The following is a 20,758-nucleotide window of genomic DNA, read 5'->3' on the forward strand; positions in this document are numbered from 1 at the left end:
TAATATAAGATAGCTTGCAGCCATAACCTATCCATAACATTTTAAACACGCAAGAGCGATCTGCGGTACCTTAGTACTAGTTAAGCTAATTTAGCGCTGATGAATTTAGGGATCTTGTTTTAAACAAGAATACAAAATTAATAATTACTTTTAAAATAGATTGGCTTACTTGCATTAAATCAGACAGGATTAATTTAAATATCATGGTTTATTTTTTGATAGAAAATGAAATGAAAAATAAAGAAACTGACTGCAATAAAAGTATTATTAAAATTTATTGTGACCTCGAATACACAGCTTGAGATAAATGCTAAAGACTGAGTTATCTATCTACGATCCTATAGATTGTTGTTAACCAAAAAAGATTTGTGGTTTCATTTAATTAGCTTTTTAGTTGTATTTATATTTTGGGAAAAAGTGTTTCGTTAATGGTAGTCGGGGCGGATTGTTGAATCGATTTGAATCCTCTGAGATTATTTTGCTTATCTCAGAGGTTTTTATTAAAGGTGGTTAATGTTTATCTTGTTGCATGTGTCCCTGACTATCTGGAGATAAATAGCCTTCTTTCTCAAGTTGCTGACGAATGTCTTTCACCATTTTTGTGTCAACAACGGCCTCTGCTTGGTTACCCCAAGCCGCTCTTGCAAAGTTTACCAGCTCGGCCACTTGTTTATCTGAGACTTGGTTATTGAAGTTTGACATGGCCACAGAGCCTTTAGTTAGGCTTTGTTGTTTACTTGGCAAGCCTCTTAATATGACTGCAATCGCGTTAAAAGGTGAATGGGCGCTGAAGGTGCTATTGTTATTCAATGAAACCACTGCATTGGGTTTGCCTAGACCATCAATGCCGTGACAACCCGCACAGTAATTAACGTAAGTGTCGTATCCAGGAAGCGCTTTTTCACTGTCTGTGAGATAACGAGGTGCTTCTTGAATTGAACTTGATTTGATGCTGGTGGGGGAATTGACCTTATCAAGATCCAATAGATATGCAGATATGGCATTGAAGTCATCTTGTGTCATGTGACTCAGACTGTGATTGACGACCATAAACATGCTATCAAAGGTGATCCCAAGTTTAGACTCCCCCTGCTTGAGAAATTGATTTAATTCTTCAACCGTCCAGCCCTGCCTTTTTAACTCGCCTGGAGTAATATTCATGGCATTCCAGCCCTCTAATATGGCGCCTTCTAAGGCTTTTTCAGGCTGCATGGCAAAGGCGAAGTTTCTCGGTGTATGGCACTCACCACAGTGACCCGCTGCTTCAACAAAGTATTTACCTCGATTCCATTGTTCGCTTTTATTGGGATCAGGGATAAAATCATTGTCATCAAAGAAGAGTTGATTCCATCCTCCTAAGCCAAAGCGAATGTTGGCGGGGAAAATAAGATCGTTATTGATATTGGGAGTGGCAACGGGTTTAACCGATTGAAAGTAAGCCCACAGTGCATCCATATCAGTATCGTTTAATTTACGATAAGACGTATAAGGCATGGCAGGGTATAAATTACCTACATTTTTAGAGTAACCGTATTTGACGGCACGATAAAAATCTTCACGACTATACCCCCCAATACCATAGGTGGGATCGGGCGTAATATTGGTTGAATAAATGTCGCCAAAAGGAGACGCAAAATGCACTCCACCGGCAAAAGATGGGCCATTGGGGGCGGTATGGCAAGCAACACAGTCGCCTTCAATCGCAACCTGACGGCCACGTTCTATGAGAGCATCATTGCTGACGAGTTCACTTGATAATGGGTTAATGACGGCGTTTTTCCCACTGCCTAAATACACAAAAGTGAGCGCAAAAATACCGGCGATGAAGCCAATCATGATGATATTTTTCATGGTGTTCCTATTGAATCAGCTCAGGTGTTGACAGAATTAAATTTTCCATGGCTTCGTAATACTTGACATAACCCGTGCAGCGACAAACATGCTCACCTAAGTTATTTTCAAGTGATGCGCGTAATGCCGTTTTTTCAATGGGCTTTTGTTTAAGGGATTCATAAAAGCCAACGGCTTCATTGACAAAACCTGAAGTACACCATCCACATTGAAATGAGAAATTTTCAATAAAGGCTTGTTGTACTGGGTGCAATACCACTTCTTCTGTTTTGACATCAATACTGGCATGGCCTTCAACAGTGACTAAATTCATGCCATTAAATGCACCTACACCATTGATACAGGTTCTATGGGTGATTTGTTCAGTTTTAGTTTGTTCTAAAATCACACAAGCGTGACAGACTCCTGCACCACAACCAAATTTAGTGCCAGTCAGGTTTAAATATTCATGTAAAAATTGGATCATCATGGTATTTTGTGGCACATCAATGGGGCCGACTTGTTTGCCGTTAAGGGTAAATTCTATTGTGATAGTGTTCATGCGTTAATTCTCGCTTTGATCAGCTTTGAGGTAGTAATAGTCGTGTGCTCAAAGCATTCACCTATTGCATTGATGGTGCTCATGGATTGATCCTTGCTTTGATCTGCTGCTGCGTAATAGGTGTTTGCTCAAAGCGCTGACCTATAGCATTAAAAAGGGCGTCTTGAACGGCTGAAATCACCGGAAGCATAACCACTTCCGCAATCCCTTTTGGTCTTGCAGCTCGATCGGTGGAAGGTAAGGTTTCAGATGTCATATTCCACACGGGAAGATCTGATGCCATGGGAACATGATAACGGTTGAGGTTCCATGTTCCATTTCCTGCACCTTCTTCAAATGGGGGTAAATACTCATGTAATACATGACCCACGCCCATGGCGAGTCCGCCTTGAATTTGGCCATCTACAATGGGTTGTGAAATAACCGGTCCTGCATCTAACACACTATGAGAGCGCAGAATGTCGACTTTTCCTGTGTGTTTATCAACGGCAAGTTCAATGAGGCAATCACAAGGTGCATAGTAAGTCACCATGGCATTATTAAACTTTGTGCTTGGGTAATTCACCCAATTACGTTTAATTAAGTGATAACCTGCGCTATCCATTTTTTGCTTTTTGGCGTTGCTGGCACCTTGTCCATATCGAACCGCCATGGCATCTAAAGAATGCACTTGTGTATCGCCTTCAACCGTGAACTCAGCTTCAGTCCAAGACCAACGATTGACCGTATGGGCGACACAACCGGTAATAAAACCGAGCTCGTGGGCTGTTTTGGCCAGTAATGTAAAGTCTAAGGCGGGTTTTTCTTCAAGTATAAATTTGCCTTTTTGCCATTTTGCTGCAGATAAATCACTGTCCTTAGCCAATGACCATAAAATACGTGCCGCAGGTAAAATACCGTATCGATAAACAACGTTACATGCGCCTTTGGTGGCTTCTGTTTGGAAAGTGGCTGAATCAGAAGCGCTGCTGGCCATTAATTTTACTGGTGTCCAAAGGGGATCTTTAGACATTTTGTCTTGTTTTTCTTGACTGATGATATACGGGTTATCTGTTTCATACAGTTGCAATGCTTTCCAAGTTTCAGTGACGGCAATATGCACTTCATCGGCAGCAGCGCCAAAAAATTCATGGGTTAATAGCCCTTGGCTCGTTTGCGCGCCAGAGCCCATTTCCATATATTCAATTTCTAATAAAATGTCACCTTCAGGTGAAATATTGACTGCGGCATTGGGGCCAACATTTCCCGTACCGTAGTTTTTAGCCAGCAGCGAATATCCAACACCAAACACTTTGTTGGGATGCTTGGCTTCAAAGGCTTTCTTATTGGCCACTCTTTGTTGCCAAATGGGATGCTGTTCGGCTTTATCTAAAATTTCTTGGTAACGTATTTCACCATCAATTTCTGCGCCTTGAGTATTTAAGTCAGCTGTTTTCAGTAAGTTTCTACGGCGCAATTCAAAGGGATCGACATTAAGCTCAGCCGCTGCTTGACCTATCATTAAATCGATAACCGGCATACATTGTGTTGAGCCGTAACCGCGCATTGAACCGGATGTAACATTACGAGAGTGGTGTGCTGTGGCTTGAAGATCGCTTTGTGGAATATAAAAGACCCCTTGCATGGCTGACATACCGGCAGATGCGACACTGGCTGAGAAGTTTTCACGACCGCCACCGTCTACATCAGATTTAGAGGTTAATGCTTCAATTTTCAATGTGTCTTTATTGATCGCTAAGCGATTTTCAATTTTAAAAGGATGACGCTTTAATCCTGATTGAAATTGCTGATAACGATCGTTTGCAATGCGTATGGGCTTACCATTAGTAAATAAGCTGGCAGCAAGTGCGTAAAAGGGGAAAATAGAGTGATCTTTTGCGCCAAAGGCGCCGCCTACAAAGCCTGAGTAGAGTTTAACATTTTCTACTGTTTTTCCCGGTTTGGAGGCTTTGAGCATATGGACAGCCATTTCAGTGAAATCAGTCGGATCTTGACATGTCACCGTACCATGCATAGTGGCATTTTCTGCATCAAACCAAATATTTGCCGCTTCGGGCTCTAGCATCATAGGTTCAATGATTTGGGTTTGAAATTGCTTTTCAACCACATGAAATTGATCATCAGTCATGCTTTGATTGATGCGATTGGCATAAAACATGCCTCTTTCACCTAAATCGCCACTAACATTACTTATTGACGGCCATTTGGGCTGTCTAAGTTGGTAAGCGGGAAAGAATAATCCATCTTGAAAAGGCGAGAAAATATCTTTACCTTCTGTCCGGTTTTCTGCAACACGTACGACTCGCCATGCTGCATAAGGGTTGCGCTCATAAGCGGGCACTTTTGCCCCATATTTGATAATATTTTGATTAAAATCGAGACGTGACTTTGCGGCATTGAAATTATCAAAACGGTCAAAGAGTAAAATAGCAACTGGGTGGCCTAAGAACTGGGCGACGTTGCCTTTTTCAAGCAGCATTTCCTCACCATGAAATTGAGGTAGCTTAATATCTTGCTTAGCTAAATCTTCAGCAAGAATCACTTTTGTGGGTTGTTTTTCTAAAAAAGATAAATCGATATTTTCGAAAATATGATCGGCTTTTGTCGCACAAACAATATAACCATGCCATTGATGATTAGGCCACTCATTAAAATCTTGTGCTCTGAAATCACGGGCAAACACTTTTTGGCCTGTGACTTTTTGCATCGCATCGACACGATATTTAGCTTCACCATTGCTGGCCCAACCTTTATTGGGCTTATACAAATATTCTTGTTCTCGAGTCATGGCACTTGCAAGGGGTGCAAAATAAACACTGACTCCAGCAATCACGACGGTTTTTATAAATTCCCGACGAGTCTGTTTAAATTCTTTCATCTAACCGCCTAATACAGATAAAAAAGATTGAAGATCAGTACCTTAATTTTAAAATATTGGTACTGTATCAAGTGCTAAATTAGTTTTTTGCTATACACAAAAACCGATTAAAGTATCTTAATTTAAAACAAGTTTCAAACAATTAGTTCTAACTTACATAAAATAAAATCAACAAAGAAAATATGGATAATATAGTGTTACGAAAAAAATACACATTACTATTTGATTTATAAGATATAACTTCTTATTTCTGCTCTAATTATTGATTAAATCACTCGTCCTTTCATATTGCTCTGACACTATGTAATTGAGTTTTATGGGCTGCTTCATGAGCAAGTGACCGTTAAGCGTGGACACTTTTTATTGGTAAGAGTTAGTCCTTTGGGAGTCTGTAAAATCACCTGCATCGAAGTTAGATCACCTTAAAAGGCAATCAATATTCCTGCACCCTTTTATTTTAAAAGAATACGCCTGGAATTAGGCACTTTTACAGGCTCTGAAAACAGGCATCTTCAATGATCACGGGTATAGTTGCCATTAAATAGGGAAGTCAGTTGTTTTTAAGTTGTATATATATTGTTTTTTTGTATCTTCACCGTAATTTTATTGATGTTTACAAAGTAAAATTATTAATGATACGTTGTTATTAGCGGTAAGTCGTAGAAAAATCACTGTAATTAATTTTTACGTTATATGTGGCTGATAAATTAATGATTTTTTATATTGATAGTCTGTGTTAGTGAAGGGTTTTACTATTGTTCATCTTTTTTTCGTTAATAAAATGATGAATATAACATTTTAAAAAATAGGGACTTTGAGAATAAACCAGACATGTTATAGCATGTCGGCTTGTTTTGTTTGCATAAAAAACGTTAACAAATTTTGTTCATCACATATGGCAATTTGGATTGGGTTATCCATTGAATTTGTTGATCATAATATTTTAATTGTGCAAGCACAATCACAGATCTTAAATTGGGTCATTAATAATAAAAGATCGTAAGAAACAGGTTTAGATTACTATGTTTAATTTTTTTAAAGCGGCTCCTATAAAGCCAATAATGACGTCTTCTGAACAGGTCGACAAGGATTATAAATTTTGGCGTTTACACCTAATGTTCACTATGTACATAGGATATGCTGTTTTTTATTTTACTCGCAAAAGTTTTAACTTTGTCATGCCAGCCATGGTTACCGATTTGGGGCTTGATAAGTCAGATATTGGTGTCATCGGTACCTTATTTTATTTGACATATGGCTGTTCGAAATTTGTGTCTGGCATCATGAGTGATAGGGCCAACCCCCGTTATTTCATGGGAATAGGGCTTATTGCCACGGGTGTGATTAATATTTTATTTGGCTTGTCTTCTTCTATTATTGTTTTTGCATCACTTTGGGTGCTGAACGCATTCTTTCAAGGCTGGGGCTGGCCACCTTGTTCAAAATTATTAACCACTTGGTATTCACGTTCTGAGCGTGGCTTTTGGTGGTCAATTTGGAATACATCTCATAATGTGGGGGGCGCCATTATTCCCTTGTTAGTGGGTTTTCTAACATTGCATTTTAGTTGGCGTATGGGAATGATTGTGCCCGGTATTTGTGCCATTGTGGCCGGATTATTCCTATGCTGGCGTTTACGAGATAAACCCCAAACTTTAGGGTTACCCAGTATCGGTGATTGGAGACAAGATAAGTTAGAGCAGGCTTTTGAGCATTCAGATGAAGGATTGAGTACCAAAGCAATATTGTTCAAGTATGTGCTTTCGAATAAATACATTTGGTTATTAGCGTTAAGTTATGTGTTGGTTTATATCGTCCGCACAGGGATTAATGATTGGGGTAATCTGTATTTAACCGAAGAGCAAGGTTACGATTTAATGACAGCCAATGGAGCGCTGTCATTGTTTGAGGTTGGCGGATTTATAGGCTCATTAGTGGCAGGCTGGGGATCGGATCTTTTATTTAAAGGGAATCGTGGGCCGATGAACTGGTTATTTTCGGTGGGCATTTTAATTGCCGTTGCTGCACTTTGGTTTTTCCCCTCTCAAGGTTATTTTATGCAGGCCGCATGTTTTTTTGCTATCGGCTTTTTCGTATTTGGCCCTCAAATGCTGATTGGTGTGGCAGCAGCTGAGTGTTCACATAAAAATGCGGCGGGTGCAGCAACAGGTTTTGTTGGATTGTTTGCTTATATGGGGGCTGCGCTCGCGGGTTATCCGTTAGCACGTGTGTTAGAGCTTTATAGTTGGACTGGATTTTTTACTGTATTGACTTGCTCTGCAGGTATTGTGGGTTTATTGCTTATTCCTTTCTTACGCAAACAAGCGGCAAAAACTTAGTTGATTTCATTGTCAGAGAAAGGCGTTTATCTTATTTTATAAAAATAAGCATCTTTCTCTATTTCAAATTTAACTCTGTTGATGTCTTTCTTTGCTGAAGATAGTGTCTGATAGGGGCCAATTAACAGTCTTGATATAGGCTTTTCGTTAATATTATCAGGATGGACTGTATACTCAAACCCGCTGTTTTGAATGTTTTTAATTAGTTTATTCATTGAAGATTGCTTTGAGAAAGCTCCGACTTGAATATACCAATTTTGTTTGTTCATTGATGCATTATGGATCCGGTTTGCGGATGTGTTTTTGTTTACTGGGGAAGGAGTGACAGGAAGAGGGGATTCTTTTATGGAGGAATATGTTTGTTGTTCGCTGTCTATTTCTGCGTTTGTTTTTTTGGTTTTATCGACTGAAGAAGGAGTACTGGTTTCTTTGTTTATGGAGTGTACCGATGATTTATTTTGGATTTGATCCGTTTTGATAATGGTTGTGACTCTTTCATTGTTTTGCCCTCCACTTTGTGCGGTGAGCTTTTGTTGTAATATGTCATAAGTAATTGTATTGCTGTTTACTTTATTGCCACTTTGCTCTAGTACTGCATTGCCTGTTAAGTGCAAAACTCGTGTACTGAGATCATATTGGATTTTATTCGCGCTTGCTGAGGCCATCAATCCATTATCCATTTTTTGCGAATAAGTCGCAGGATCACCAATAGCAATTAATATTTTATGTTCACTCGCTTTTGAGTACGCACGCAATGTTTGTGCTGTAATGGTAATAGAGCCTTGCGTCACTTTAACGGGACCATTAAAGATCATTTGATTATTTTTAATATCAGCTTGTTGATTTTTTGCCGATATAATCACTTCTTGCTGGAGATCGCTTTGTAAAGCAAAAGCGTTAAAATTAAACAGTAGCACTAAGCTGATCGATGTTAATAGGTAATGCTTCATTAAGTTCTCTAGTTGAGTGTACATAATGAGCATAGTATTGAGTCGTGTTCTATGACAGTGCTTTTATCAATATTTAATGGTATTTTTCTTGGCTATTACTTGAACAATACATTTTGATTACTCAAATTAACATTGGATTCGAAAAGATAAAATGTATCATGCTTGAAAAGATTACAGGTGTAAGCGACTTGAGCCTTAAAGTCGCTTTAAATGATAGGGAGATTAATACTCTTGCGTGGACACCGTATTATACCTTGGGCAGTCTGACGGATTCTTAGCCATTAAATGCTCTTCAAAAAAATCATAAATTTTATCATCTTGACTCATCCAAGCACCATGTTCACCAGCTGAGGTAATATGTTCAAAGTGGTAAGGAAAATCATGATTTCTTAATCTTTGCATCATTTTTTCTGACATTTCTGTTGAGGGCCAATGCCTATCATTAATCGCTGACATAAACAGTAATGGGCCTTGAATATGCTCAACCTTAATAGCGGCATTCTCTACTGCTTTTTCATCTTGCAACATGATCTCAATACTGGATTTCAAGTCTTGAGTGAAATAAGTTAAAACAGAATGTAGGGAGACAGGCACAAAGGGGAGCTGCTCTCCATTGATTGATAGTGAAGACGTTGCCATCGTGTTAGTGAAACCAGCAAAAACGACATTACTGGGAACGATACCTGCAACGGCTCTGATTTCTGGATAGTAACTGCCTAAGGTTAATGCCAGCTCAGCGCCTTTTGATACCCCTATTACGGCAATACACTGTGAGTTAATTTGTGGATGACTTGCTGCGTTTAAAATGGCTTTATGGACACCGGCTAAATCAATTCTATCTAAATGTTTTGGAATACCATCTTTACCAAAATACTCCAAACTCAGGAGCGCATAACCTCGGTCATTGATGGTTTGTACTTGTTTTGCATTCAGTGATGCATCGCTATTCCAATGATGATGATCTTCTTCGCCTCCTAAGTACACAAGTAATGGCTGTTGACTGCCTTGGCTTAAGTGGAGTTGTGAATGTACTTTGCCGTGATGCTCAGGAAAATTAACTGCATCAGGTCTTAATCTCAAATAAGAATGGTAAGCGGTAAAAAAAATAATGAGGGTGAGAAGTGCAAGTAAAATCCACTTTGTAAATGATGTAAATAGTTTCATTGAAACATCCTTTCCATTGTTCGTTACACGTGCTGATTAAAGTATTTTTATTATTATGTTTTTAATCCATCTCAAATATAATCTTATTCACATAGGGATTACCTACGCTTTAGACTATGAGTAAAGTCCTTTTTATTTTCTATTTATTGTAATAATAAGCGGCGATTGTTCTGCTTAACTGTTTTCTTATCTTAGACTAAAATTCGAATATAACGTTGTCAATGTTGTTTTATTGTTTAAATGTTTTTCTGCTAGGTTTTTTATGCTTGTTAAGGGTTTCTTTATTGTCATCTTTATGGTTAACATATTGTAATATTGGGTAAAGATAGTCGTGTTAATTTGAGGGTAGCTTTTTTATTATGGTTTAAATTTTTATCTAATCGGTATAAAACGATGAAAACACGGTTTAATATTTATATTCTAAAGGATTAATCATTTAGTCTTATGGCTAAAAGTGGTGTTTTGAGCTGCAAATAGTCAGCGCGGTAGCGGAACGTTTTCGCTTATAATCTTTCTCCTTGCCTTTGGCTTTTACAGTTATTTAGGTTCCAAAAGTACACTGGTAACTATAAAAATTGCTATATCGCTGTCCGTCGATTAATGATTAAAGATATCTAATTAGTCGACTGAGTCATATGTTTTCCAAAAAATGAGTTCTGATCTATGTTTGTAATGAAAACTTTAATCCTTTTTGTGCTGACTGCCATTGCTGAAATTATTGGTTGTTATCTACCTTACTTGTGGTTAAAAGAAGGTAAAAGTGCTTGGCTATTGGTGCCCGCAGCACTGGCTTTAGCATTATTTGCTTGGTTATTATCTCTTCATCCCGCCGCGGCAGGAAGAGTGTATGCCGCCTATGGTGGAGTTTATATTGTTGTCGCTATATTTTGGCTATGGGGAGTGGAAGGGATAAAACCCAGTGGTTGGGATTTTTTAGGTGCTTTCGTTGCAATCACTGGAATGGCTATTATTATGTTTGCCCCTAGAGGTTAATAACAGAGCCTAAATGGGCTCTGCTTTTAAGACGTTTTTTCGATTGATGACAATTTATTTTTCAATAAGATTATGTTTATTTTTACTCCATTCGCTCCAAGAGCCAATGTATAACTTATACTGGGTCAAACCAAGTAACTCCATCACAAAGGCATTATGGCATGCGGTTAATCCTGAGCCGCAGCTGTGTATAACAGGTTCCTGTGTATTATGCTGTGCTAGCTTTGAGAATTGAATATTAAGTTGATTTTTTGAAAGAAAATAGCCTGCTTCATCGATATTATGCTGACATGGATAATTGACTGCGCCAGGAATATGTCCCAATACGGTATCAATAGGGTTAGGTTCTCCCTTAAACCGTGAGCTGCTCCTAGCATCGGTTATAAAGTGTTGTTTTTTTTGTTTCACTTTATTCTGAATATATGACATATCAACATATTGGCTATCATCGAAAATAAAAGATTGAGTTGATCTTCTGACTTTGGGTAAGACTGAAGTGGTAGGCAGTCCTGCATCTTGCCATGCACTAAAACCACCATCAAGCAAAGCCACATCGGCAATATGTGTCCAGCGATATAGCATCCACCATAAACGCGCTGCAAATAAATTACCTGTATCAGCATAAATAACGACTTTACTATTATTATCGAGCCCCCATAATTGCAGTTGTTGATTAAAAGCATCATGTGTGGGTAATGGGTGCCGACCTGATGTGGTGGTGATTTCTCCAGTTAATTGCGCATCAATATCGACAAATTGTGCATGGGGAATGTGTCCTTTGAGGTAAGCTTGCTGGCCATAAGTTTCTTTGGAGGTGCCTTGTGGTTGAGGCAGGGCATAGCGACAATCAAAAATATGCAGTTGTGGATTGTTACTTTCAATAAGCTGGTTTAATTCAAATGCAGTGATTAACATATGGAGACCTTACGTTCGTTTTTTAGTTTTTATAAATTCAGCGTAGTATTCATCGACAACGGTTTTGGTCAATTTACCTATGGCATTATATTCATTGTGCGTGAGATTGGCCAAGGACACGCGAACAGAGCCGTGTACGACATCAAATCCTTTTCCGGGGAGCAGTACCACTCCCGTTTCATCGGCCAATTTGAAAAGAAATTCTGGACCATAACCTGATGTTTTAAACCATTGAACAAACTGTTCGCCATAGACATGTTTACCTAAGACATCTAAATCTAGCAGAGTATAATAATCTACACGGTTAACATCATTTTCTATACTAATGCCCATACTTTTGTATAGGGTATGATATCTGTCTCTAATAATACGCTTCGCTGATTTTTTATAATAATGTTCGGTATCCATTAAACAAGCCAAAGAGAAGAAAACCATTTGAACTTGTTGAGGTAATGATAATCCTGCTGTGTGATTGAGGGCAACTGCGCGGCTATCTGCTACCATTCTATCAATAAATTTAATGGCTTGAGGTTGAGGTGATAAGGTTTTATAGCGGCTGTTTAATAAGATTTTCATCTTTTTTTGATGTGATTGAAGCGTATCATCAAAAATATTTTTCTCGTGTATTGCTATCACTCCGAGTCGCCACCCAGTGGCACCAAAGTATTTTGAAAATGAATAGACGCACAATGTATTATAAGGACATCGAGCGAATAAAGAGACAAAGTTATCGGCAAAAGTGCCATAAACATCATCTGTAATAATGAATAGATCGGGTCTTTTGGTTTCAATGAGAAGAGCAAGTTTATCTAGGACCTCATCGGAAAACTTGTAGGATGCAGGGTTACTGGGGTTGACGACACAAAATAACTTTATATCAGGATCATTGAGTTTTTCTATTTCATGGTCGTTAAGTTGCCATGTTTCTTCATCGAGTCTTATTTCAACGATCTCTAGTGCGTATTCTGCCAATAAGGGGATTTCTAAATAAGGTGTAAAAATGGGGGTGGTTAATGCGATTTTGTCGCCTTTTTTGAGCAGCCCATTTTTAAATAAAGTTTGAAAGGAATAAGTCATAGCGGCGGTGCCGCCTTCTGTTGCAAATAAATTGAAATGATTATTGGAGGGTAAGTCGCCATACATTTCTTGTTGGATATAAGATTTAACCACAGATTCTGAATGGGTTAACATGCGAGGGGGAACAGGATAGTTACAGCCTAAAAAAGCGTTGACCATTTCATGTAAGAATTCATGTCGACTGAGTCCTAATTGATCTTTAACATAGCTAATGGCTGATTGGATAAATTGCACTCCTTCAGCGTCTTTATATTTTTGTGCAAAGGTGTCAAAACGACTGACAATGCCTTTAATATCAGGAATACCGCCAAAACCACTGTTAATATAGGTATAGGAGCGCTCAGCCTCTTCTAATGCAAAATCACCTAAACGAATAAAAGCACGCCTAGGTAAGGTGGCTAAAAAATTAGGGTTACCCCGTCCAGCATCCAGCAATAATCGATGTTCATTATTACAAGCAATATCGATGAGTTTGTCTTTTAATTCAAAAGGGCTTAATTTAGCCCATTGTGCGTAGTCTTTATTTGACATAGTTAGCGTCCTTGTTGAGTCCTTGTGATTAGTTGGCATTTTGCGTGATGATCCCAACAATGATCGGCCCCCAAAGAGTAAGCAGTACATTGGCTACAGCGTAAGTGACAGTAAAAGAAAAAACGGGTGTAGCATTACCTGCTTTATCGAGTAAGGCTGCAAAACCTGGGTTGGCACTGCGTCCACCGACTAAACACCCCATGGCTTCGATGGGATTTTTAATGCGTAAAACATAGTAAGAAAAATAGAAAGTAATGATTTGAGGAATGAGCGTGACGCCGATGCCGAGAAACAATAATGTCATGCCATATTCTTTTATAGTGATCACGGCTTGAGGGCCTGCGGTTAAGCCCACTAGACCAACAAAAACAGCTAGCCCAAAATCACGTAGAAAATTTGAAGCGCCCATTGGCAGAGAGGCAAATCTTGGATGACGGCTTCTGGCCCAGCCTAGAATTAAGCCAGAAATGAGGCAGCCAACACCTGAGCCTATGGTGACTGGAATGCCAAAGAGTGAAAAATGGATTTGACCCATTAATATGCCAAAGGTCATGCCAATACCAAAAAAAACAAAATCAGTACTAAAAGGTGAAATAAGTCGATGGCCAATGGTTTTTTCCACTCGGTTCAAATCTTTGGGAGCGCCAGTGACTTCAATTTCATCGCCTTTTTTAAGGATAAGCTGAGGATCGATGGCGAGGACTTCTCCTGCACGCTTAATTTCTGTGAGGTAGACCCCGCGACGTGTTGGGATGTCTGTTTCTTGCTTGACTGTTTGCAGTGTATGATTGATTAAATGTGCATTATTAACAATTAAATGTCGGTGCTCTTCAATTAGCTCAAGTTCACTGGGTGGATCCACTTCTTCACCAAAATAGCGCATGAGCTGTGTTACTCTCGCTCGTACTCCCGTCACAATAACAATATCGCCTTGTTTCAGCGTCTCTTCTTTTTTAAAGCTCACCACCGCACCTTCTCGTTCAATCACTTCAATAGCAGCATCATTCAGTTCTTTGTTAATCTCTGATACATTTCGATTAATCGCAAGACTTTGCTCTGAAATACAATAAGCTCGCGTCACGACTCGCTCAATGGCATGAAATTGACCCGGTTCTAATTCAACTTGGTTCGGCGCGGTTTGGTTAGCCAGCTTTATGGCTTCAGCACGCAGATCCCAATTCATCACCATAGGGAAAAACCATGTCACCATTAGAATAGGGCCCAGTGACCCAAAAATGTACGTGACGGCATAACCGACAGCGACATTGGTTTGCATGATTTTTTGAGTGTGCTCTGATACACCTGCTAATTGTGAAATGGCATCACCGGCGGTACCAATTATGGAGGATTGTGTGAGTCCTCCAGCGGCGAGACCAGCAGCTGTTCCGCGATCTAAGTCAAATAACCAAGCGGCTATTAGAACGCAAATAAGCCCTGTTACCGTCATCACGATGGCGGAGACTAAAATATTGAGAGTGCGTAAATTCAGTGCACTGAAAAAACGGGGGCCACCTTGAAAGCCGACGGCATAGATAAAGAGGGCAAAGAAAATATTGCGAATACTATCGTCTATCTCTACGCCGATTTGACCCACCAAAACCCCCATAATGAGTGTGCCAGCGACGCCACCTAAAACAAAACGACCGATAGTGATTTTACCCACTAAATATCCCAAGGTGAGTGTGATAAAGACTGCAATGAGTGGTGATGCCTTAAACAGAGAGTGAAGGATATCCATATCAACACCTAAAAAAAGTCGCTGATTAAAAACTAGTTGATGGCGGGATATTTTGCGACTTAAGTTTTTCAATGATAGTGAAGTGTTGGATAAGTTTTAGTTTTGATATTAGGGGCTGTTTATCTTTCGTGGCTAAATTATGTCCGAATTAAACGTGTTTTAATCACGGCGTAGTGAGTGCTGCCTAGTCTTCTAAGCCCTTTTTTAATAAGGAGGGCTACAACAAAGAGTAAAACATGTTTAAACGGATCCTACGGACAGTGTTTGTGGTGCCTTTTTACAGCGTTATCACTTACTCATGTAGAATAACTACATTGCATAAGCTCTGCCTTGTCTAAAGTCCCCCACAAACTGCTGCAGAAATCATCACCAAAGATAAACAGCCCCTAGTTGAGTGGATAAGTAGCCTAATGTCAGGCTACGGGGCTTTAGATGTTAAAATAACATTAAGCGGGACTGGCTGTGATCAAAGCATCTGAATAGCTTTGATAAGCTTGTTCAAAATCTTTCGCGATGGGATCGGGAAATAAATGAAAGTCTCCTGCTTTGAGAGAATGAATAATGGCTTGTGCGACACTTTCAGGTGTTGCGCCCTCTGTGAAACCTGCTTGTGCGGCCATATCGGTATCGATAGGACCTGGATGGACACTTAATACATGAATATTTTTATCCATGAGTTTATCTTTTAAACCTTGAGTAATGGAGTAAGCGGCGGCTTTTGAAGCGGAGTAAAAGTCCACACCTGAGAAATTCTTAATAGAGGCAACAGAGTTGAGTTGTACGAATGCGCCTCCCCCATTTTTCTCAACAATCGGAATTAATGCATTACTGATCCGCAATAAGCCATAAAGATTAACGGTAAGCTGTTCATCAAGAGCACTTTCACTGGTGTCATTTAACAGATCGGTTAATGCTAATACGCCTGCATTGTTCACAATAATCTCTAGGTCGCTCACTTGTTCTGCGAGTGCGGCAATGGCTTTTGCATCCGTCATATCCACTGACAGCGTTTTGACTTTGTCACCGAATTTAAATTCAAGCTCAGTCGTACTTTCTGGATTGCGTACTGCTAAATACACTTTTTTTGCACCTTGTTCGATAAAAGCTTCGACAATCGCTTTTCCTATGCCTCTGTTTGCGCCAGTGACTAAGGCGACTTTATCTTTAATGGATACGTTCATAGGTTATTCCTTGGTATTGATTCTGTTTTGAATACTGACATCTTAAATCGTTACTTGAAAAAGGGTCGGGAAATTGCTTTTTCTGTACCACTTGGTATACAATATAATGTACTTATCGGTACATAAGTGTCAAGGTTATTTTTAATAATGTTGGGTTTTTATTTTAAACTTGTGATTTAATTTGCTTTTAATGAATTATTACAATATTGTAACTTTCCATTCAAATAAAATTTGCAATGAAGACTAAGCTTAATGGCTAGCTATGATTTTGAATGTGTTCAGTATCACTGTTAAGTATTAAATGAGGAAGCATCATGGCAACGATATACACACCACCTAAAGTGTGGCAAATGAATAATGAAAATGGCGGGCAGTGGGCAAGTATTAATAGACCAGATTCCGGTGCGCGTTACCAGCAAGCTTTGCCTGTGGGTGAGCACCCTTTGCAGCTGTATTCAATGGGCACCCCTAATGGACAGAAAATCACTATTATGCTTGAAGAGTTATTGGCTTTGGGGGTAGCGGAAGCAGAATATGACGCACATTTAATTAATATTGGTGATGGCGAGCAATTTTCATCAGGCTTTGTGGAAGTGAACCCGAATTCAAAAATTCCTGCGCTGGTGGACAACACTCATAATGATCCCATTAATGTATTTGAATCGGGTGCTATTTTACTTTATTTGGCCGAAAAGTTTGGTCATTTTTTACCAAATGATTTACAACAGCGCACACAAGTGATGAATTGGCTTTTTTGGCTACAAGGCTCTGCCCCTTATCTGGGAGGCGGCTTTGGGCATTTCTATGCTTATGCCCCTGAAAAATTTGAATACCCCATTAATCGTTTCACTATGGAAGTAAAACGTCAATTGGATGTATTAGATAAACAATTAGCCAAGAATACTTATATTGCAGGCGATGAGTACAGTATTGCCGATATTGCATTATGGCCTTGGTACGGTAATTTAGTGTTAGGCAAAACCTATGATGCGGCAGAGTTTTTAGATGTGAACAATTATCGACATGTGCAGCGTTGGGCGAAAATAATATCAGAGCGAAAAGCGGTGCAACGTGGCCGTATTGTAAACCGCACTTGGGGCGAAGAGGATGAGCGCTTAGATAACCGTCACAGCGCCGCTGATATCGACCGAGTGTTGAGGAAGCGATAAAAAGAGTAACTTGCATGTTCAATGGGTAATTGATAGTCATCTATACTTGTTGCTATTCATTAATGAATAGCAACAAGGATGTTAGCTATGTCCGCTTTTACCGTGAATTTATTGCCTAGCATAATATTATTCTCAGGATCTTATCTAATATCAGCCTTGATGTACCTCATTTTGCTTAAACGGGATAAGACCTTAGTCTTGCCTATTGATAAAGCGTTATTGCAGCGCTTACCGGGTTTTGGGATATCAGAGCAACTGCGAGACTTACAAATTCAGTTGATAGGCCCTATCTTCATAGCGACATTGATTGTGTCACTCCCTTTTAGCTTAGTGGGTTTTCAATATCTTATTGAGAAGGGGAGTTTTAATTGGCTGTTAATTATTTTTGTTTTACTGGGTCTGTTTTTATGCTGCGTTCAAACATGGCGGATTATGCATAAAATGACGAATTTGCGTTTGGGCTATACAGCAGAGCTTGCAACTGCGAGTGAGTTAGTAAGGTTACAAGCTGTAGGCTATCAAGTGTTCCATGATATTCAGGCAGATAATTTTAATATCGATCATCTCATTGTTGGGCCCAATGGTGTCTTTGCGATAGAAACGAAAGGCCGGTATAAGCGTCTAATTGGTGATAAAAAAAAGAAAAATTATAAACTTGTATATGAAGTGAGTCATAACGCTAAATTAGAAGAGAAGGCAAAACTGGTTTTTCCCTCTTGGTGTGAAACCAAGTTATTAGAGCAAGCACAAAGACAAGCTAAATGGGTCAGCCATTGGTTAACGAACAGTTCGGGATTATCGGTTACGGCTTTTCCGATATTAGTTTTCCCCGGTTGGTTTATTGAGCTTAAAGCCAAACCTCCTTTTCCTATTTTAAATCATAAACAGTTGCCCTCTGTTTTGCCCAAACTTCATCATCAAACATGGTCACAAAGTGATATTAATCGTATTGCCCATCAAATAGCGCAGCGCTGTGTCTATGATGAGCAGCAATAATTTTAAAGAGAGACTGTGAAGATACTGGGTTTAAACTTTGATGATTGATTTTTTGTCTATAACAATATTGGTAAAATGAAAGGTACATCCCCCCCCCTATTTTACAGTATCTTGTTGATTTTTAGTCTTTGATGCAACCTCGACATGCCACAGTGTGAGCCTGAAACACTTTGTATCCCAGCGCTGGGTTTTCTTGGTGGTTCGCTATGTTTTTCGCTACAATAAAAATACTGTATAAATAAACAGTATTTTGTTGTGGTTAGCTGTGTTGTCGTTGGTAGACTCTAGGCGTTCGGCGGGCCATTTTACGAGGTGATGGCTGAGGAACAACAGCGTGAGCAAATATGTGATAAAGGCGAGGCGACAATGATAAAAGTGATCCCAATTTATATCGCAGCGGGAATAAACGGTTTTGAAAGTCCTGCAGCGGAGTATTTACAATTATCACTGAGTTTAGATGAACTGCTTGTTGAGCACCCTAGTGCGACTTTTTTAGGCTTTGCCAAAGGGGATTCAATGCAAGGTTTAGGTATATTTGATAACGATATTCTTATTGTAGATAGGCATGTTAACGTCAGCCAAAATGATGTAATAGTGGCTAATTTAAATGGGGAGTTTGTGTGTAAACAATTGGATATGCACCGAAGGCTACTTTTATCATCGCATTGTGAGTATCAAGCCGTCAGTGTGAATGACTACGATCAATTTAGTATTGAAGGCGTGGTAACACGTTCAATACGCTGTCATCGCCCAAGCTCTGCTTTAGCGTGTTCAGCAGGGCGATAAGGACAAAGAGATGTTTGCGTTAGTGGATGCCAATAGTTTTTATTGCAGCGCCGAGCAAGTGTTCCGTCCTGACTGGCGGGGGAAACCTTTGGTGGTACTGTCTAACAATGATGGCTGTATTGTGGCGGTAAATCGTCAAGCTAAGGCATTAGGGGTTAAAAAATTTGTCCCTTATTTTCAGGTCAAAGCCTTATGCGAAAAGCACGGAGTGATTGCGCTATCGTCTAATTATGCGCTTTATGGTGATTTATCCATGAAAATGATGCAAATTATTGCTCGTTTTGCCCCTGAGCAATACATTTATTCTATCGATGAGAGCTTTCTATCATTTGCGGATCCTGATACGAAAAGAGAAGGTGAAGTATTTGTCGACATAGGTCAGCGTATTCGCCGAGCGGTATGGAAAGAGGCCCGTTTGCCTGTGTCTGTGGGTATGGGAGAAACACTCACGTTAGCAAAACTGGCGAATCACGTCGCTAAGACAATGCCTGAGTACGAAGGGGTTTGTGTGATAGACTCAACAGAGAAGCGGCTTGCTATGTTAAAGCGAGTGTCTGTGGGGGATGTGTGGGGAATTGGACGAAAACTCGCAAAAAAATTGACCTGTATTAATGTGAATAGTGCTTACGAGTTATCTCGTCTTTCGTATAAACAAGCCTATGACAGTCGAAAGAAATTATTGGCTTCAGGTTTTAATGTTGAAGTCAGCCGTATCATTGCTGAGCTCAATAGTGACAAAGTTAACACATGGGAACAGGCCCATGCGGATAAACAGCAAATTTTTTCTACACGTAGTTTAGGTGAGCGAGTCGTGGATGATGAGAATGCGCTTTGTCAGGCTTTGTGTTTACATGCTGATATTGCAGCTATTAAAATGCGCCAGCAGCAATCGAGTTGTTTACAGTTATTGGTGTTTGCCATGAGCTCCCCCCATGACGTATATGCACGTAGTTTTAAGCTCTTGCATACTTTTGAGCGGCCAGTCAGCTCAAGTTTGGAGCTTTGCAGTGCAGTGACACAGCTGGTACCGCGTTTATATCATAAAGGCGTGCGTTATTATAAAGTGGGCGTGGGCCTCATGGAGTTGGTGAGTTGCTATCATCAGCAGTTAGATATGTTTTCGCCCATGCTTGAACATCCAAATTTAATGCCTGTGTACGATAAGATAAATCAACGCTTTGGTCGTGGTACTGTGTTTGTGGCCGCTCAAGGCACCCCAGAGTCTCGTGCCCATTGGACTATGCGCCGCGCCTATTTAACTCCACAATATACGACTCAATGGCATTGTTTACCGAATGTTCGTTGTTAGCTTTCGGTGAATTAGATATTTGACTATTGCGATGTTAAATCAACTATAGATAGGATATTTCAACTGAATTATATGGTTATGTAACTTTGCTTCCTTGGTGATATTAGGGGTAAAGATCTATTTGGCCTTTGACGAGTGGGCTTGGATTGGCGTATGTGATGTTTTAGAGGTCTCTTCTTGAGTTTGGTGTAGAGCAGTTTGAATTGTTTTGTGAGCGCCATGGTAACCTGTTACTTGCGCAAGATAAAAACCGTTAATCCCTAAGGAGTCACAGAGTTATTGTGCGAAGACTGGACGTTAAATTGTTTTTATGCTGTATTCAAACATGGCGTATTATGCA

15 protein-coding genes are annotated in these 20,758 nt (G+C 39.6%); 6 read left to right on the forward strand and 9 right to left on the reverse strand.

The genetic code is table 11. From position 1 onward, the window contains the following. Positions 1 to 510: 510 nt before the first annotated feature. The 3 genes from Q0779_RS00230 to Q0779_RS00240 all read right to left on the reverse strand — a co-directional run bounded on the left by Q0779_RS00230 (position 511) and on the right by Q0779_RS00240 (position 5,270). Positions 511 to 1,851, reverse strand: coding sequence for a cytochrome c (locus Q0779_RS00230; RefSeq protein ID WP_298768275.1), 1,341 nt, complete (start codon positions 1,849 to 1,851; stop codon positions 511 to 513). A gap of 7 nt (positions 1,852 to 1,858) precedes the next feature. Further along, on the reverse strand, positions 1,859 to 2,392 hold the full coding sequence (locus tag Q0779_RS00235; RefSeq protein ID WP_298768277.1) for a 2Fe-2S iron-sulfur cluster-binding protein: 534 nt from the start codon (positions 2,390 to 2,392) through the stop codon (positions 1,859 to 1,861). Positions 2,393 to 2,471: 79 nt separating this feature from the next. Next, positions 2,472 to 5,270: a molybdopterin cofactor-binding domain-containing protein gene (locus Q0779_RS00240; RefSeq protein WP_298768279.1), complete on the reverse strand. Its 2,799-nt coding sequence runs from the start codon at positions 5,268 to 5,270 to the stop codon at positions 2,472 to 2,474. A 1,022-nt stretch (positions 5,271 to 6,292) separates the two neighbouring features. Between Q0779_RS00240 and Q0779_RS00245 the strand changes: the two genes are divergently transcribed. Further along, entirely contained in the window at positions 6,293 to 7,609 is a 1,317-nt protein-coding gene (locus Q0779_RS00245) for an MFS transporter (RefSeq protein WP_298768281.1), read from the forward strand. Positions 7,610 to 7,635: 26 nt separating this feature from the next. On the opposite strand, the gene lptA is transcribed toward Q0779_RS00245, so the two are convergent. Next, entirely contained in the window at positions 7,636 to 8,559 is a 924-nt protein-coding gene (gene lptA, locus Q0779_RS00250; protein ID WP_298768283.1) for a lipopolysaccharide transport periplasmic protein LptA, read from the reverse strand. 222 nt (positions 8,560 to 8,781) lie between these two features. Next, positions 8,782 to 9,723: an acyl-CoA thioester hydrolase/BAAT C-terminal domain-containing protein gene (locus Q0779_RS00255; protein WP_298768285.1), complete on the reverse strand. Its 942-nt coding sequence runs from the start codon at positions 9,721 to 9,723 to the stop codon at positions 8,782 to 8,784. A gap of 663 nt (positions 9,724 to 10,386) precedes the next feature. Between Q0779_RS00255 and Q0779_RS00260 the strand changes: the two genes are divergently transcribed. Next, entirely contained in the window at positions 10,387 to 10,716 is a 330-nt protein-coding gene (locus Q0779_RS00260; protein WP_298768287.1) for a YnfA family protein, read from the forward strand. A gap of 54 nt (positions 10,717 to 10,770) precedes the next feature. Here the strand turns inward: Q0779_RS00260 and Q0779_RS00265 are convergent, their stop codons facing one another. The 4 genes from Q0779_RS00265 to Q0779_RS00280 all read right to left on the reverse strand — a co-directional run bounded on the left by Q0779_RS00265 (position 10,771) and on the right by Q0779_RS00280 (position 16,158). Continuing rightward, a complete protein-coding gene (locus Q0779_RS00265; protein ID WP_298768289.1) occupies positions 10,771 to 11,631 on the reverse strand; it encodes a sulfurtransferase in 861 nt (286 codons plus the stop codon). Positions 11,632 to 11,640: 9 nt separating this feature from the next. Further along, positions 11,641 to 13,239 (reverse strand): bifunctional aspartate transaminase/aspartate 4-decarboxylase, encoded by a 1,599-nt coding sequence (locus tag Q0779_RS00270; protein ID WP_298768291.1) that lies wholly within the window; start codon positions 13,237 to 13,239, stop codon positions 11,641 to 11,643. A 28-nt stretch (positions 13,240 to 13,267) separates the two neighbouring features. Continuing rightward, a complete protein-coding gene (gene aspT / locus Q0779_RS00275) occupies positions 13,268 to 14,977 on the reverse strand; it encodes an aspartate-alanine antiporter (protein WP_298768293.1) in 1,710 nt (569 codons plus the stop codon). A 446-nt stretch (positions 14,978 to 15,423) separates the two neighbouring features. Further along, the gene (locus Q0779_RS00280) at positions 15,424 to 16,158 is read right to left on the reverse strand and encodes an SDR family oxidoreductase (protein ID WP_298768295.1); all 735 of its coding nucleotides are present in this window, start codon (positions 16,156 to 16,158) and stop codon (positions 15,424 to 15,426) included. 314 nt (positions 16,159 to 16,472) lie between these two features. Between Q0779_RS00280 and yghU the strand changes: the two genes are divergently transcribed. The 4 genes from yghU to Q0779_RS00300 all read left to right on the forward strand — a co-directional run bounded on the left by yghU (position 16,473) and on the right by Q0779_RS00300 (position 20,418). Continuing rightward, entirely contained in the window at positions 16,473 to 17,327 is an 855-nt protein-coding gene (yghU, locus tag Q0779_RS00285; protein WP_298768297.1) for a glutathione-dependent disulfide-bond oxidoreductase, read from the forward strand. A gap of 87 nt (positions 17,328 to 17,414) precedes the next feature. Beyond that, positions 17,415 to 18,323: a nuclease-related domain-containing protein gene (locus tag Q0779_RS00290; protein WP_298768299.1), complete on the forward strand. Its 909-nt coding sequence runs from the start codon at positions 17,415 to 17,417 to the stop codon at positions 18,321 to 18,323. Positions 18,324 to 18,692: 369 nt separating this feature from the next. After that, positions 18,693 to 19,109 carry a LexA family transcriptional regulator gene (locus Q0779_RS00295; RefSeq protein ID WP_298769218.1) on the forward strand — a complete coding sequence of 139 codons (417 nt, stop codon included), beginning with the start codon at positions 18,693 to 18,695 and terminating at the stop codon, positions 19,107 to 19,109. Between the two features lie 10 nt (positions 19,110 to 19,119). Beyond that, positions 19,120 to 20,418 carry a Y-family DNA polymerase gene (locus Q0779_RS00300; RefSeq protein WP_298768300.1) on the forward strand — a complete coding sequence of 433 codons (1,299 nt, stop codon included), beginning with the start codon at positions 19,120 to 19,122 and terminating at the stop codon, positions 20,416 to 20,418. The last annotated feature ends 340 nt before the right edge of the window (positions 20,419 to 20,758 follow it).

It is taken from the genome of uncultured Shewanella sp. (genome assembly GCF_947491715.1).
Classification (GTDB): Bacteria; Pseudomonadota; Gammaproteobacteria; order Enterobacterales; family Shewanellaceae; genus Shewanella.